5 protein-coding genes are annotated in these 17,215 nt (G+C 39.1%); all 5 read right to left on the bottom strand.

The features are described from left to right. Window positions 1-27: 27 nt before the first annotated feature. Window positions 28-696 carry a response regulator transcription factor gene (locus tag OIU83_RS21280; RefSeq protein WP_264208283.1) on the bottom strand — a complete coding sequence of 223 codons (669 nt, stop codon included), beginning with the start codon at window positions 694-696 and terminating at the stop codon, window positions 28-30. Window positions 697-884: 188 nt separating this feature from the next. Next, the gene (locus OIU83_RS21285; RefSeq protein ID WP_264208284.1) at window positions 885-2,603 is read right to left on the bottom strand and encodes an OmpA family protein; all 1,719 of its coding nucleotides are present in this window, start codon (window positions 2,601-2,603) and stop codon (window positions 885-887) included. A gap of 27 nt (window positions 2,604-2,630) precedes the next feature. Continuing rightward, window positions 2,631-3,659, bottom strand: coding sequence for a PorP/SprF family type IX secretion system membrane protein (locus OIU83_RS21290; protein WP_264208285.1), 1,029 nt, complete (start codon window positions 3,657-3,659; stop codon window positions 2,631-2,633). Window positions 3,660-3,713: 54 nt separating this feature from the next. Further along, window positions 3,714-15,029, bottom strand: a complete 11,316-nt coding sequence (locus OIU83_RS21295) for a T9SS type B sorting domain-containing protein (protein WP_264208286.1) — start codon at window positions 15,027-15,029, stop codon at window positions 3,714-3,716. Window positions 15,030-15,134: 105 nt separating this feature from the next. Next, the gene (locus OIU83_RS21300; protein WP_264208287.1) at window positions 15,135-16,118 is read right to left on the bottom strand and encodes a hypothetical protein; all 984 of its coding nucleotides are present in this window, start codon (window positions 16,116-16,118) and stop codon (window positions 15,135-15,137) included. Between the last annotated feature and the right edge of the window lie 1,097 nt (window positions 16,119-17,215).

A 17,215-nucleotide genomic window follows, 5' to 3' on the forward strand; every position in this document is an offset into this window, starting at 1 on the left:
AATTCAAAGGAGATATAATTATCTTAACTAAAAAGATTTAATAGTATAACCTAATCCTTTTATGGTATGAATTAGGTTGTTTTTGAAAGGGACATCTATTTTTTTTCTTAAAAAACTTATATAGACTTCTACAATATTAATATTCATATAAGAATCATTATCCCAAACATTATCCAAAAGTTGCCACCGCGTTACGATAGTCTCTTTATTTCGGGCAAGAAAATAGAGTAATCTAAATTCTTTGGGAGTCAAAGTTATTAATCGGCGTGCTCTTATTACTGTTTTGGTATTTCCGTTAATCTCTAAATCGTTTATTGTTATTATATTATTTTCATGAGTTGATCTACGATTCAAAGCATTTACCCGAGCATCGAGTTCATCAAAATTAAATGGTTTTGCAATATAATCATCGGCACCGGCATTGAGTGCAGTTATAACATTTTCGGAACTTATAAGACTTGTTAAAACCAAAATAGGGACAAAAATTTTGCTTGCACGTAATTTTCTACATATTTCAAATCCATTTGTTTCTTGGGGGATTATATCTAAAATTACAACATCATATTTATAATTATGAATCATTTCTAAAGCAGTATTTCCATCAATAGCAATGCTTACGTCGTTATTATTCTTAACGAAGCCTTTTTGTAAAGCAGACAAGAGAATAGGTTCATTTTCAACTATTAGTAATTTCATATTAGTAGATTGTTGAAATGGTTTAGTTTTCCTATACAAAGGGGTAAATAGGCGTATAGATATGCCTAGTAGATAAAAGAGTATTTAGGTATATTAATGGGTAATATTTACATGTATAAGTATAAATAAAGCGAGTTAAATTATTATTTTTTAACTCGCTTTATTATTGTTGTTTATTGTAAGAATAATTATAAAGATATGATTAGAACTTCAGTTCTTCTATTTAATTGGTGTTCTGCTTCTGTACACTTAACACCTTTTTTACACTTATTTTTTAGATGAGTTTCTCCATATCCTTTTGCAGATATTCTTTTTTTGCTAATTCCTTTTTTATTTAAATAGGTAACTGCAGAACGAGCACGTTTTTGAGATAAATTCATGTTATAGGCGCTTTTACCTCTTGAATCGGTATAGGAAGAAATTTTGATATTATCGTTTGGATGTTTTTTTAGAAACTCCGCAAGTTTGTCTAAAACAGCTGCTGCATCTCTGCGGATGTTAAATTTGTCAAAGTCGTAATAAATAATATATGTTTCTGTTACATCTACTATTTCCTCTTCTTTTACAACAACTACTGGTACTACAGGTGGAGTTACAATTACAGGTACAATATTACAAGTGTAAATATCATCATTTCCATGACCACCTTTTCTATTGGAAGTAAGATATCCTTTGGATGTATCGGTCATAATTAGATAAAAATCATCTGTAGAGGAGTTTACCGGACTTTTTAAGTTTATGGGTTTTGTCCATTGGTCTTTTTGTCCAGTTGTACTAAAGATATCTAAACCTCCCATACCTGGAAGTCCATCACTTGAAAAATATAAGATGTTATTATCTCCCAGAGTAGGAAATTCTTCGTCTTCGGGAGTATTGATAGTTGGTCCACAATTCTTTGGTGGTGACCAACTTCCATCTTTGTTTTTCTCGCTATACCAAAGGTCAGTTTTTCCAATTCCGCCTGTCATATCACTGCTAAAATATAGTGTATTACCATCTTTACTAATAGCAGCATGACCTACAGAATAGGAGCTGGGGTTATTATAAGGAAAAGCAATTGGTTGCTGCCATGTTCCGTTTTTTAAATCACTACTGTAGATTTCAAGTTTTCGCGCACCGTAAAAATTATAGTTTGGATCTTTAGTATGTGAAATCTTGTCTGGATTGGTTACTGTAAAATAACCAGTGTTATAATCGGAAGTAAAGGCTATTGGGCCTACATGGTATTTAAAATCATTCAGCTCTTTTGAAAATTGTGTAATGGTTGGTGTCCCCGAAGACTCTGATGAAAATTGGTAGAGCTTTATATAGGAACGACCAGTCCAGCCATATTTCCTTTTATTGATTTCTTTTCCAAACAAAGAGTTACGTAAAGAATCGGAAGTAAAAATGATGCTTTTGTCTTTATATACCGTTGCTCCCCATTCTGATGCCGATGTATTGATCTTACTAAGATTAGTCACCGTATTAGAAGTAGGACGTTTTAACCACATCACAGCCGAATCACAACCCATAATTCGGGCTGTGATATCCTTAGTATCTTTTTGCTTATATTGCGCATAGACTTCTTTGGCTTTTATATAATTCCCTTGATTTTTTAAGACATCTCCATAAAGAAGAAAAGAATTTGCAGTAGCATCATTTCTTTGTGTAACGGCTTGATACCATTGTGAAGCTTTATCATAGTTATCCATTTCTTTATAACTATAAGCTAGTTTTTCAAGCGTAACAGTTTTTACGCTTTTTTTACGAGCCAGTTTTTCATAAATAGGAGCTGCCAAATCATATTGATACCTATCGAAATGCTCGTTGGCTACTTTTATTTCTGGTTTTCGATCCTGGGCGTTTGCACTTAGACTGGTTATCACCAATAATAGTGCGACGTAGTATTTTATATATCTATACATATTACTTTTTGTTAGGTTAAACCACTATTAAAAATAACGCGGGCTAATAATACGTTCTGCTCTTTTCTTATTAAATAACAAGAAACCGATTGATATTTCATGTGAGCCTTTTTGATAATTATCTAGTTGACTAGTTGTAAAATCATAGGCATAGCCAATTCGAAGACGTTCTGTAAGAAAGAAGTCTGCCATAACGCTTACAGCATCTTTTTGTTCAAGACCGCTTTGAAGATTGTTTTTGTTCCATATCTTTATTGCAGAGCGATATGATCCTCCTACCCAAACTCTGTCGGCCAGTAATAAGAAAATATTGTAATCAATATTGGTAGGGCCTTTAAGATCATCTTTAATCATAATCGAAGGTTTAAGCTTTACATCTTCGGATAATGTGACCATGAATCCGGTAGTCAAATAATAATGTGGTACTTTTTTGGTAACCAGATAGTCATAGTTATTTTTTCCTGCGAATGCATTATCGTAAATGTTACTTGGAAAAATATCTATGGCAGAGAATCCTACATAAAATGAAGGAGTATAGTAATAAACTCCAACATTTGCATTAGGCTTTGTTGTACTAACTCTTCCTTCGGGAAGATTTGGATCTCCCTGATCGGTAGGAGATAATCGGTCTCCACTTATAGAGTATTGATTGACCCCTACACCTAAACCAAATGATAGTCGACTATCATCTTCTGCGTTTAGTCTTATTCGGTATGCATACGAAGCATAAAAAGAGACGATATCTTGTGGACCTACTCGATCCCAGGTAACCTGTGCGCCAAGTCCTACTGTTTTATTTCCCAGTAAATTGGCCAAACCATCAACTGTCAATGTTCCTGTTTCGGGTGCTCCCGGAAAACTAACCCATTGTTTTCGGTAGGTTGAATTGACATAGATATCTTCTTTATATCCAGCATACGCCGGATTTACACTTAGACCATTAAAGACATACTGACTAAACTGTATATCTTGCTGCGCAATTGCCATTTGGCTTGAAGCTGTTAACCATATTAATAGTAAACATAACTTTAATTGCATTACACTGTCCTTTGTCATAATATATGATTTTTTATAAGAGCCCCGAGAGCTTCGGGGCTCACTCTTTTTCTGTTATTTCAATACCTCAATCCATCCGTTATAATCTTTATTCCCATCGGTTGTTTTGAGTTTAAAGATGTAGTAATACGTACCTCCACTTAATCCGTTTGCATTCCAGCTATTGTCGTAGCTGTCAGAACGATATACTTGATTACCCCATCGGTTGTAAATGATTAGGGGAGAACCTGGATAATATTCTAGTCCTTTGATAACGAATTTGTCATTATATCCATCGCCACCAGGTGTAATAACATTCGGAATGACAATTTTAGGTAACGCTGGCGGAATTGGATTACTTGAACAAGTAGTACAAGGTCCCGGAGTTGGATCTGGAGTTGTACTGGTTGCTGTAACTGAATTGACTAGTGTTGCTCCTGTAAAAATTGCAGGTGTTTGCACAGTTACTTCATAGATAGCTGTAAGTCCGTTACCAAGTACAAGCAAAGTTTCATTAAGATTGCCAGTTCCGGAAGCATTTGGATAGGTAACTCCTGTTGAGGTGATTGCCGTCCAGCTACTTATTGTGGTTCCTGTAGGTGCGTTATCTACTATATTCACCGAGTCGGCAGCAGCAGGTCCCTGATTGGTTACTGTAATACGGTATACCACAGCCTCACCCGGAACAAATGTTGTTTGTGTCGGATCTTTTAGTGTTTTTACTGTATTAAGGTGTGCTTCAGGTACAACTTTAGGGCTAGGATTAATAGGATTTGTTGAACAAGTAGTACATGGTCCCGGAGTTGGGTCCGGAGTTGTACTGGTTGCTGAAACCGTATTAACTAGTGGTCCAGTGAAGTCTACAGGTGTTAGAACCGTTACATCATAGATTGCTGTAAGGCCATTGCCCAATGTAAGCAGCGTTTCATTAATATTACCGGTACCCGAAGCATTTGGATAAGTTACCCCTGTTGCAGGAACGGCAGTCCAGTTGCTTATTGTAGTTCCTGTAGGCGCGTTATCTATGATATTTACTGCTGCAGCATCACTAGGTCCGTTGTTGGTTACAGTGATACGGAATACTACACCTTGTCCTGCAACAAAAGAAGTTTGTGCCACATTTTTAAGTGTTTTTACAGTATTTAAATGTGCCATTGGTGTTGGAGGGATCGGATCGGTTGTACAATTTGTACAAGGTCCTGGATTAGGATCCGGTGTTGTACTAGTTGCAGTAACAGAGTTAACCAAAGTTCCAGTGAAGTTAGATGGCGTTTGAACTGTTACCTGATAAGTAGCAGTTAATCCATTTGGTAATGTCGCGATAGTTTCGTTTAAGTTACCAGTTCCTGAAGCATTCGGATAAATTACTCCTGTTGCAGGAACGGCAGTCCAGCTGCTTATTGTGGTTCCTGTAGGTGCGTTATCGGCAATGTTTACAGCTGCTGCATCACTAGGTCCGTTGTTTGTTACATTAATTAGGTAAATTACAGCTTGTCCGGGAACAAAAGATGTTTGAGTTGGGTCGTTTAGTGTTTTTACCGTAGTTAAGTGTGCCATCGGTGTTGGAGGGATTGGATCGGTTGTACAATCTGTACAAGGTCCCGGATTAGGATCCGGAGTTGTACTAGTTGCAGTAACAGAGTTAACCAAAGTTCCAGTGAAGTTAGATGGCGTTTGTACCGTTACCTGATAAGTAGCAGTTAATCCATTTGGTAACGTCGCGATTGTCTCGTTTAAGTTACCAGTTCCCGAAGCATTTGGATAAGTTACTCCTGTTGTAGGAACGGCAGTCCAGCTGCTTATTGTGGTTCCTGTAGGTGCATTATCTGCAATGTTTACAGCCGCTGCATCACTAGGGCCATTATTGGTCACATTAATTAGGTAAACCACAGCTTGTCCCGGAACAAAAGATGTTTGAGTTGGGTCGTTTAGTGTTTTTACCGTAGTTAAGTGTGCCATTGGCGCTGGAGGGATTGGATCGGTTGTACAATCTGTACAAGGCCCAGGATTAGGATCCGGAGTTGTACTAGTTGCAGTAACAGAGTTAACCAAAGTTCCAGTGAAGTTAGATGGCGTTTGAACTGTTACTTGGTAAGTAGCAGTTAATCCATTTGGTAAGGTTGCGATTGTCTCGTTTAGGTTACCAGTTCCTGAAGCATTTGGATAAGTTACTCCTGTTGCAGGAATGGCAGTCCAGCTGCTTATTGTAGTTCCAGTAGGGGCGTTATCGACAATGTTTACTGCACTTGCATCACTAGGTCCATTGTTTGTCACATTAATTAGGTAAACCACAGCTTGTCCCGGAACAAATGATGTTTGAGTTGGGTCGTTTAGTGTTTTTACCGTAGTTAAGTGTGCCATCGGTGTTGGTGGGATTGGATCGGTTGTACAATCTGTACAAGGCCCGGGATTAGGATCCGGAGTTGTACTAGTTGCAGTAACCGAATTACTCAATGTACCAGTGAAGTTAGATGGCGTTTGAACTGTTACTTGATAAGTAGCAGTTAATCCGCTTGTTAATGTAGCGATTGTTTCATTCAGGTTACCAGTTCCTGAAGCATTTGGATAAGTTACTCCTGTTGCAGGAACGGCAGTCCAGCTGCTTATTGTGGTTCCTGTTGGTGCATTATCTGCAATGTTTACAGCACTTGCATCACTAGGTCCGTTATTTGTCACATTAATTAGGTAAACCACAGCTTGTCCCGGAACAAAAGATGTTTGAGTTGGGTCGTTTAGTGTTTTTACCGTCGTTAAATGTGCCATCGGTGTTGGTGGGATTGGATCGGTTGTACAATCTGTACAAGGCCCTGGATTAGGATCCGGAGTTGTACTTGTTGCAGTAACAGAGTTAACCAAAGTTCCAGTGAAGTTAGATGGCGTTTGAACCGTTACCTGATAAGTGGCAGTTAATCCATTTGGTAACGTTGCGATTGTCTCGTTTAAGTTACCAGTTCCTGAAGCATTTGGATAAGTCACTCCTGTTGCAGGAACAGCAGTCCAACTACTTATTGTGGTTCCTGTTGGTGCATTATCTGCAATGTTTACTGCACTTGCATCACTAGGTCCATTATTTGTCACATTAATTAGGTAAACCACAGCTTGTCCCGGAACAAAAGATGTTTGAGTTGGATCGTTTAGTGTTTTTACCGTAGTTAAATGTGCCATCGGTGTTGGAGGGAGCGGATCGGTTGTACAGTCTGTACAAGGCCCTGGATTAGGATCCGGAGTTGTACTAGTTGCGGTAACCGAATTACTCAATGTACCAGTGAAGTTAGATGGTGTTTGAACGGTTACTTCATAAGTAGCAGTTAATCCACTTGTTAAGGTAGTGATAGTTTCGTTCAGATTACCAGTTCCCGAAGCATTCGGATAAGTAACACCTACTGATGGAACAGCTGTCCAACTACTTATTGTAGTTCCTGCAGGTGCATTATCTACAATATTCACTGTAGACGCATCACTAGGCCCATTATTTGTCACTGATATTTGGTATATTACTGCTTCACCTGGAATAAATGATGTTTGCGTCGGATCTTTTCTGGTTTTAACGGTTGTTAAATGTGCCATTGGTGTTGGCGTGATCGGATCGGTTGTACAATCTGTACAAGGTCCTGGATTAGGATCCGGAGTTGTACTAGATGCTGCAACAGAGTTAACCAAAGTTCCAGTGAAATTAGATGGCGTTTGAACCGTTACCTGATAAGTAGCGGTTAATCCACTTGGTAGCGTCGCGATAGTTTCGTTCAGGTTACCAGTTCCCGAAGTATTTGGATAAGTCACTCCTGTTGCAGGAACGGTTGTCCAACTGCTTATTGTAGTTCCAGTAGGCGCATTATCTGTAACGTTCACAGCACTTGCATCACTAGGTCCATTATTGGTTACATTAATCAGGTAAATCACATCTTGACCCGGAACAAATGTTGTTTGAGTTGGGTCATTTAGTGTTTTTACCGTAGTTAAATGTGCCATTGGTGTTGGAGTGATTGGATCACTACTACAAGTTGTACAAGGCCCTGGATTTGGGTCAACAGTTGAGCTACTAGCTGTAGCTACGTTTACCAAATTGATCGTATAGTTGGCAGGTGTTTGGATCGTTATGTCATAAATTGCAACAGCACCATTAGGTAAATCTGCAATTGTTTCATTAAGATCTCCAGTACCTGAAGCATTTGGATAAGTAACACCTGTTGATGGAACAGCAGTCCATCCGGTGATTGTTGTGTTATTCGGAGGTGTATCCTGAACATTCACACCCATAGCATCACTAGGTCCATTGTTGGTAACAGTTACTCTATATACCACAGATTCACCTGGAACAAATGTAGTTTGAGTAGGATCTTTAATCACTTTTACAGTGGTAAGATGTGCTCTTGGACTAGGTGTTGGTGTCGATGTAGAACTGTTATTACCTGGTGTAGGATCATTTTCAGTACCGTCAATAGTAGCAGTATTGGCATAAGGACCAGTAGCATTTACTGTAGCGGTAATGGTTATGGTAGAACTTGCTCCATTGGCTAGTGCCCCAATATTCCATATACCCGTTGCAGGATCGTAAGTAGTAGTACCCGGAGGGGTTGAACTTACATAAGTATACCCGGCAGGTAATAGATCCGTTACTGTAATTCCAGTGCCATCGCTAGGTCCATTATTAGTCGCTACCAGAGTAAACACAGCATTACTTCCTACTGCAGGAGCAGGATTATCAACAGTTTTTACAACAGATCGGTCTGTGCTTGCAACTGGTGTCGGAGTAACGTTAGAACTGTTATTGGTTGCGTTCGGATCATTTTCTGTACCGGCAATCGTGGCAGTATTAGTATATACACCAGACGCATTTACTGTAGCAGTGATGGTCATGGTTGAGCTTGCACCATTTGCCAGTGCACCAATGTTCCATAAACCACTTCCAGAATCATAAGTTGTTCCTGTTGGTTCAGTTGAACTTACATAGTTATATCCAGTTGGCAAAAAGTCAGTTACAGTAATACCGGTACCATCACTTGGACCATTATTAGTTGCAACAAGGGTAAATACTACATTGCTTCCTACAGCTGGGGTAGTATTGTTTACTGTTTTAACCACTGATCTGTCTGTAGTTGGTACAGCAGTTGGTGTTGATGTAGAACTGTTATTACCAGGAGTTGGATCATTTTCTGTACCTGTAATAGTTGCCGTATTTGCATACGGACCTGTTGCGTTTACAGTTGCCGTAATGGTTAAGGTAGATGTTGTACCATTTGTCAGTGTACCAATAGTCCATAATCCACTGGAAGGATCATAATTTGTACCCAGCGGAGCATTGCTGCTTACATAGGTATATCCCGCAGGAAGTTGGTCGGTTACTGTAACTCCGGTACTGTCGCTTGGTCCATTATTGGTGGCTGCTAGACTAAATACTACATTACTGCCTACAGCAGGATTAGCATTGTCTACAGTTTTAACCAATGAACGGTCTGATGTTGGAACCGGTGTTGGTGTTGATGTAGAACTGTTATTAGCAGGAGTTGTATCATTTTCATTTCCGCTGATAGTTGCTGTATTGGCATAATTGCCAGTTGCAAGTACAGTAGCAGTAATGGTTAGAGTTGCAGAAGCACCATTAGCTAGTGCTCCAATAGTCCATATACTGTTAATTAAATCAACAGTTCCTGTTGTAACATTAATACCTGTAGTGGTATATCCTGTTGGTACAGCATCATTTACTATAACTCCTGTGGCGTCACTAGGTCCATTGTTTGTAGCCACTACTGTAAATACTACAGTGCTACCCACAGGTGGATTTGCATTATCTACGGTTTTAACCACAGCCAGATCCGTAGTAGGAGTAGGCGTTGGTGTCGATGAAGAGCTGTTATTACCAGGTGTTGGATCATTTTCGGTACCGTCAATAGTAGCTGTATTGCCATAAGGACCAGTAGCATTCACCAGAGCAGTAATTGTCATGGTTGAGCTTGCTCCATTTGCTAGAGTACCAATGTTCCATATACCTGTAGCTGGATCATAAGTCGTAGCTCCTGGCTCGGTTGAACTAATATAGGTATAGCCTGCAGGTAAAAGATCGGTTACAGTAATTCCTGTTCCATCACTTGGACCATTATTGGTTGCAACCAATGTAAATACTACATTGCTACCCACAGCTGGATTAGGATTATTTACTGTTTTAACTACAGATCTATCTGTACTTGCTACAGGTACCGGAGTAGCTGTAGAAGTATTATTTGCTGAGTTCGGGTCACTTTCATTTCCGCTAATGGTTGCCGTATTGGCATAAACACCAGTAGCGTTTACTGCAGCGGTAATGGATAAAGTACCAATGAAATTATTTGACAGATTACCAACGGTCCATATACCAGTTCCAGCGTTGTAAGTACCAGTATTAGCAGTTGCTGAAGCAAAAGTATAACCAGATGGTAATAAGTCATTTATCATAACTCCAGTAGCATTACTTGGACCATTATTATTTATGGTTAAAGTAAATACAACATTAGTGCCTACAGCAGGAGTTGCATTATCTACTGTTTTGTTTACAGCAAGATCTGTAACAGGTGTAGGTACTGGTGTAACTGTAGAACTATCGTTGTTAGGAGATGGATCATTCTGTGTGCCATTTATAGTGGCTGTATTAGCATAAGGACCTGCAGCATTAACTACAGCAGTAATTGTCATGGATGCAGTTCCATTGGCTAAGATTGAACCAATTGTCCATATACCAGTTGCTGGGACATAATCTGTTCCAGCGCTTGAGCTTTGGAAAGTATATCCTGCAGGAAGTAAATCGGTTACAGTAATACCCGTTCCATTACTAGGGCCGTTGTTACTTGCAGAAAGTGTAAATACAACTGTATTGCCAACAGCAGGGGCTAAATTATCTACTGTTTTTACAATTGCCAAATCGCTTTCGGTTGTAATGGTAGTAGTTACCGAACTACTATTATTGCTTAGGTTATAGTCATCAATTGCTGCCGATGAAGTTACCGTAGCATTATTACTCATAGTAGTAGCACTTGGTGATGGATTTACTGTACCAGTTACATTAATAGTAATGTAATTTGCAGCACCAGCTGCGATATTACCTGTTAAGTTGATGGCATTTGTAGTTCCGTTACCACTACCGCTAAATGAAGCTGAACCGCTTATTGAAGCATTCCAACTCACATTTTGTACATCGGCAGGGATTAAGTCCTGAATAGTTAAACCTGTTACATCCAATGGACCATTATTACCGATTTTAATCGAATAAGTAATTGGGCCACCTGCAATTGCACTTGTAGGTCCTGATTTTTGAACAAACAAATCGGTTGATTGATTAACCGAAGTAGTTACAGAACTTGCTGGTGCACCATTTGGAGTTGTTACAGTTACTGTATTAGTAAATGTAGTTGGTGTACTGGCATTTACAGTACCTTGAATAACCAGGGTTAAGTTGGCATTTGGAACACTACTTTGACCAGGAATAAATATTCCGGGAACATTAATATTGGGCGTAGTTCCAGATTGAGCAGTTGTTGAGCCGCCAATACTTGCACCATTATTAGGTGTAATTGTCCAACCTGTAACTGTTACAGATGTTGGAACGTTATCAACAAGTACTGCATCATCTACATCTGGATTACCCGCATTGGTTACTACAATAGTGTAGGTAATAGGATCGTTGATATTTACGATTGCAGGTCCGTTTTTAGATACACGTACGTCCTGAGTACTATTTACTACAGTATTAATTGTACTACTGGCTGAGGCTGGATCGGGATCTGTTACAGGACTACCAATTGGGAATGTAGCTGTAGCAGTGTTACTGAAATCTGGATCCGTAGTAGCGGGATCCACAGTTCCGTTAACAACAATGGTAACAACTCCGACTTCGGATGGAATATCTCCAGTTATATTGATATTACCAGCACCAGATGGGCTGCTTATTGTAGCTCCTCCAGAGGTAGTGGCGGTCCAGGTAGGTGATAGTACTTCATCAGGAATGACATCTGTAATTATTAGCCCAGGAGAATCACTAGGACCATCGTTTACAATACGAATCGTATAAGAAATTGCATCACCGGCACCAATATTGGCAGGACCGGATTTGGTCACTCTGATATTAGCCTGTCTGGAAACAGTTGATGTTACCGAACTTGTAGCAGTTGTACCTCCAGGAGGAGTTGCTGTTGCAGTATTAACAATTGTAGTCGGAGCATAATTACCATCAAGGGTACCATTTATAGTCACCTGAACAGTTGCAGTACCTGCAGGTATGTTTGCAAGAAGATTTAGATTACCTGTTCCTGTTGTAGGACCATTAATCACAGCACCATTTTGTGTAGTTGTTGTCCAGTTTGTTACTGTAAATCCGGTAGGTAAATTGTCAATAATATTAACATTATTAGCATTAGATGGACCAGAATTACTTACAGAAAGGGAGTAACTATAGCTGTTTCCTGCAAATAAAGTTGGAGGACCTGTCTTTTGAATTTGAATATTGGCTACTTGTGTAACAGTAGTATTTACCGTGTTGGAGTTTATAACTGGACTTCCTGGTGTATTTATACTGGCTGTATTGGCCAGTGTAGTCACTGTAGATGAAGCAGGAAGAGTACCTGTTATATTGATAGTGATACTATTTGCAGCTCCGGCAGGAATATCTCCGGTTACTGCAACACTGTTACCTGTACCACCTGCACCTGCAGATACTACTGCGGCACCTTGTGCTATGGCAGTCCAGCTTACATTGGTCAATGCTGCAGGAACGTTATCTATAATAGATTGTGCCAGGGCGTTTCCTGTACCATTATTGGTTACTGTAACAGTATAATTCACAGTATTACCTGCATTTGTTGCCGCTGGACCAGTTTTGGCTAGCTGAACATTTATTGGTGTAGGTGTTACAGTAGAACTGTTATCGGATGGGTTTGGATCATTTTGCTGACCCGAAATAGTGGCTGTATTACTATAATTTCCACTAGTGTTTACTGTAGCTGTAATATCCAAGGTAGCATTTGCACCATTAGCAAGATTACCAATAGTCCACAGACCGGTACCACTATTGTAAGTACCAATTGATGGTGTAGCAGTGACATAGGTATAGCCAGAAGGTAGTAAATCGTTAACTTGTACTCCAGTTGCATCACTTGGTCCTGCATTGGCAGCTGTTATAGTAAACACAACATTATTACCTGCATATGGTGTTGGATTATTGACTGTTTTTACGACATTCAAATTAGAAGTAGCTACAGGAACAGGAGTTGATGTAGAGCTATTATTACCTGGTGTGGGATCATTTTCAGTACCAGTAATTGTTGCTGTATTTGCATATACTCCAGTTGCATTTACTGTGGCAGTGATATTAAGACTACTAGAGGCTCCATTTGCCAAAGCTCCTATAGTCCATAATCCGGTAGCCTGATTGTAATTGGTACCGCTTGGAGCTATTGAGCTTACATAAGTATATCCAGATGGCAAAAGATCTGTTACCGAAATTCCTGTGCCTGCACTAGGACCATTGTTCGTTGCTACTAAAGTAAACACCACGTTACTGCCTACAGCAGGTGTCGCATTATTTACCGTTTTAACTATCGAACGATCAGTTGTTGGAGTAGGTGTAGTCGTTACACTAGCGGTGTTGTTACCAGCTACAGGATCATTTTCGGTACCGCTTATAGTTGCAGTATTGAGATAGGTTCCTGTCGCATTTACCGTTGCAGTAACTGTAAGTGTAGCATTGGCTCCACTAGCTAGATTACCAATAGTCCATGAACCCAGACCGGCATTGTATGTTGTTGTTCCAGATGGGACAGAGCTCACATAGGTATAACCTGTTGGCAACTGGTCAAATACTCTGATACCTGTACCCGGACTTGGACCATTATTGGTTGCTGTCAGTGTAAATGTTACATTGCTGCCTACAGCAGGTGTAGCATTGTTTACAGATTTGGTTATCGCTAAATCTGTTATTGGAACTGGGGTAGTTGTAGCTGTAGATGAGTTATTACCAGGCGTTGGGTCACTTTCATTACCAGCAATAGTTGCGGTATTGGCATAATTTCCAGTTGGATTTACCGTTGCAGTGATGGTGAGCGTTGAGGTGGCCGCATTGGCGAGATTGCCAATACTCCATATACCTGTACCTGGCGTGTATGTTGTACCAGGTGCTGGGGTAGCGCTTACATAAGTATAACCTGTAGGGAGTTGATCTGTAACATTAACTCCCGTTCCGGCGCTTGGTCCACCATTGGTTGCTGTCAATGTAAAGATTACATTAGTACCAACTGTAGGGTTTGCATTATTCACCGTTTTAGTTACTGATAAATCAGCAGAAGCGACAGGGATTGGGGTGGCTGTTGCTGTATTATTAGCTGTATTTGGGTCATTTTCGTTTCCAGAAACTGTTGCCGTATTGTTATATGGCCCAGTTGCATCAACAGTAGCTGTTACTGTAAGTGTAACGCTGGCAGCATTTGCCAAAGCTCCTATAGTCCATAATCCAGTAGCTGATGTATAATTAGTTCCTGCAGGAGCATTTGAACTCACATAAGTATATCCTGCAGTAAGCATATCAGTTACTTGAACACCAGTAGCATTATTGGGTCCATTGTTAGTCACCACTACGGTGAATACCACATTGGAGCCTACCGTTGGTGTCATATTGTTAGCAGTCTTGGTAATCGCCAGATCAGTTATTGGATTGTTCGTTCCAATTGCGATTGCCGTGATGGTCGAAGGGGATGGGATCGTTCCTGTTAAGGTACTTCCTGCAGTATTGCCTGAAGCATTGGAAGAACCACTTAAATCTATCCATGCAGAGCCATTCCAGCCTACCAGTCTTAAATTGGCAGCTGTACTAAATGCACTTACATCAGGAATGGAAACTGTGACAGTAAGTCCATTTACAGTACTACCAGTAAAAGGTACCCAGTCCCAAAATCCTACTGTGCTCACTCCTGTAAGGGCACCAGTAAAAGTGGTTGTAGGGTGTGTTGTTCCGTCGGTTGGATCTTGTACTGTACTGGGATCTCCTGTAAACCAAGCAACTCCCAACTGTGTAGTTATTGCGGTTGGTGCCGAGACAGCCAGTGTTCGAAGGTTTACGCCATCACCTACAGGGTAAGTGAAAGCAGTGTTGCCCAGTTTGGATACATAACCATTCACATGTGCCGTATTGGCGGCACCAACCCAGCTTGAGCCGGGAATAAAGGTAACATACCCCTGTGGACTGGTACGGGCGGTAACTATATAACCGGGTTGGAAATTATGCTGACCATAAATGGCCATTACGCCAGAATTGGCCACATACGTATTCCCAAAACTACCCGATTGTGCCGAAGTCTGTATGCCCAATAAGAGCAGCAGAAAGAGAGGGAAAAGCCTCGTCAGCACTTTTGTAATATTAGATGGTGATACCATAATATTTTTTATTAACGTTAATAATTTGAACGACATCGGCATCCTAGAATATGTTTGATCCGATGTTGACGCCTGTTGAAAACAGTAATGCCTTTATGGAATAACTTAAAGTAGTTTTTGGATAAATATTTGTGTACCTGTACCAAAAATTATTGGAGTTCCAGTGGTTACATTTCCGCCTTGCCCCCAACCTACTTGATAGTTGAAAGTTGTGGTTGCAGTTAATACAGAGGTGAAATTGATAGATACACCATTCACTGCGTTATAAGTAGGGCTGTTGCCGTGTATTCTGGTCGTACCCGAAGAGCCTGGAAAGTCGAAGAAATAGCTCATCACTTGTATACCAGCCGCACCAGAAAATGATGAAGAGATAACAAATACAAAACTATAAGTGCCCGCTGGTAAGGTTATTACTCCAGCAGAGTAGGAGGAACCGCTTATAGTATTTACAATTGAAGTGGCGGTAGTAAATTGACTTGATGAGCCGGCACCTAGTGATGATATGGTTGCAGCTGCAGGCAAACCAACTACCATTACGCTTGGTTTAGCTGCGGCTAAGGTTCTTAAATTTCCATTAGCATCTGCAGTAACGAGGTTATCTGATGCCAATCCGGTAGGTAAACTTCGCAATCTGGTTGTACCATTAACGTCAAGTGCCGCTGTTGGTGCTGTAGTCCCGGTAAGGATTCCTACATTGCCACTTTGGTATATATTTTGGGTATTGGATGTAGCAGCACTATTTGTAGCTGAATTAAACCAAGGTTGTAATGTTAATGCATTGGCCTGGTTTAAGATTTGTACCCATTGGGTTCCATCATTATAATAATAACCAGCTACTACTGCAGTTGTACCTGTTCCTGCTGCTGCAGTGTTGTAAACTGTCATTCCGGCAATATGAGCCGTTAATGGTGCAAAGGATGTGGTACTGGTTAAGGCTACGCGGGGTAGTAACAAACCTTTTGAGGTGCTTTCTAATTCCAAAAGTGAATTAGTATTAATCGTTGTAGGGTTGCTTCCTACCTTCACTTGGGCTGTCATAGAAAATGACATAACAAAAAGTGTTATCAGTAAAATAATTTTTCTTTTCATGATTATAATTTTAAAGTGAAATTGATTTTATAATTAGTAATTGATTACAGGTGTTTAGTTGGGATTTATTTTGAAAATTTGCCATCAAAAAATTAATAGCATCAGATCCAAAAAATAAATCCTGATAATTATTCCTTATTGCTTTTTTTTAGACAATAGTTACCCCGTGAGGAATTTATCCTTGTGTTTGAATAAAACAATAAGTGCTTGAAGTCTATATTAAATCAGATTAATTTGGGATTGAATTAATCATAATCTAGTTGTAGAGAATTTAGAACAGTTTACATCTGGTAATGACATATACATTTTTTACGGAAGTGTAGTTCTTTGTCATAAGATTAGATCTTTGGATTAGTGGATATATAGAGAGAGTAGTTTCACAATTTTGAGCTTGTTAAACAACTTGATTTGTTTTTAATTTCAACGAATAATTTTAATTCTTAATTATGTTAGAATTTATTTTTTAGAATTGTTGCTTATTCTGAATTTAAGGATTTTTAATTATATGCCAGCATTAATATCATTAACCCAAAAAAATAGGAACCGAGGCAATTGTTAGTTGTTTTAAGACAATAGTTATCCGTGAGGAACTTATCCCTGTTTCAAAATAAAGCAACAATTAGTAGATTATATAAATTAGGATTAATTATGAGGATTGAATCCTAATTTAGGAGTAGAGAATTTAAAAAAGTTTATATCTCGTAATGACATATACATTTTTTACGGAAGTGTAGTTCTTTGTCATAAAGTTAGATCTTTAGATTAGTGGATATATATAGAGTATATTAGTTTAACAATTTCATTTGCTTTTTAATTCCAACGAAATACTTCTAATTCTTAATGATGTTAGAATTTATTTTACTTATTCTCAATTCATTGATTTTATATACCATAATTAATTAACATTTAACCCAAAAAAAGGAATTGAGGTAATCGTTTAGTTATTTAAGACAAGAGTTATCCCGTGAGGAATTATCCTTATTTCAAAATAAAGTATCAGTTTGTAGATTATATAAATCAGGATTACTTTGGGGAGTAAATGAATCCTGATTTATGGTAAGTGAAATAAGACTTATAATTACATTTACCAGTAATAT

The organism is Flavobacterium shii (assembly GCF_025847235.1).
Taxonomy (GTDB): domain Bacteria; phylum Bacteroidota; class Bacteroidia; order Flavobacteriales; family Flavobacteriaceae; genus Flavobacterium; species Flavobacterium shii.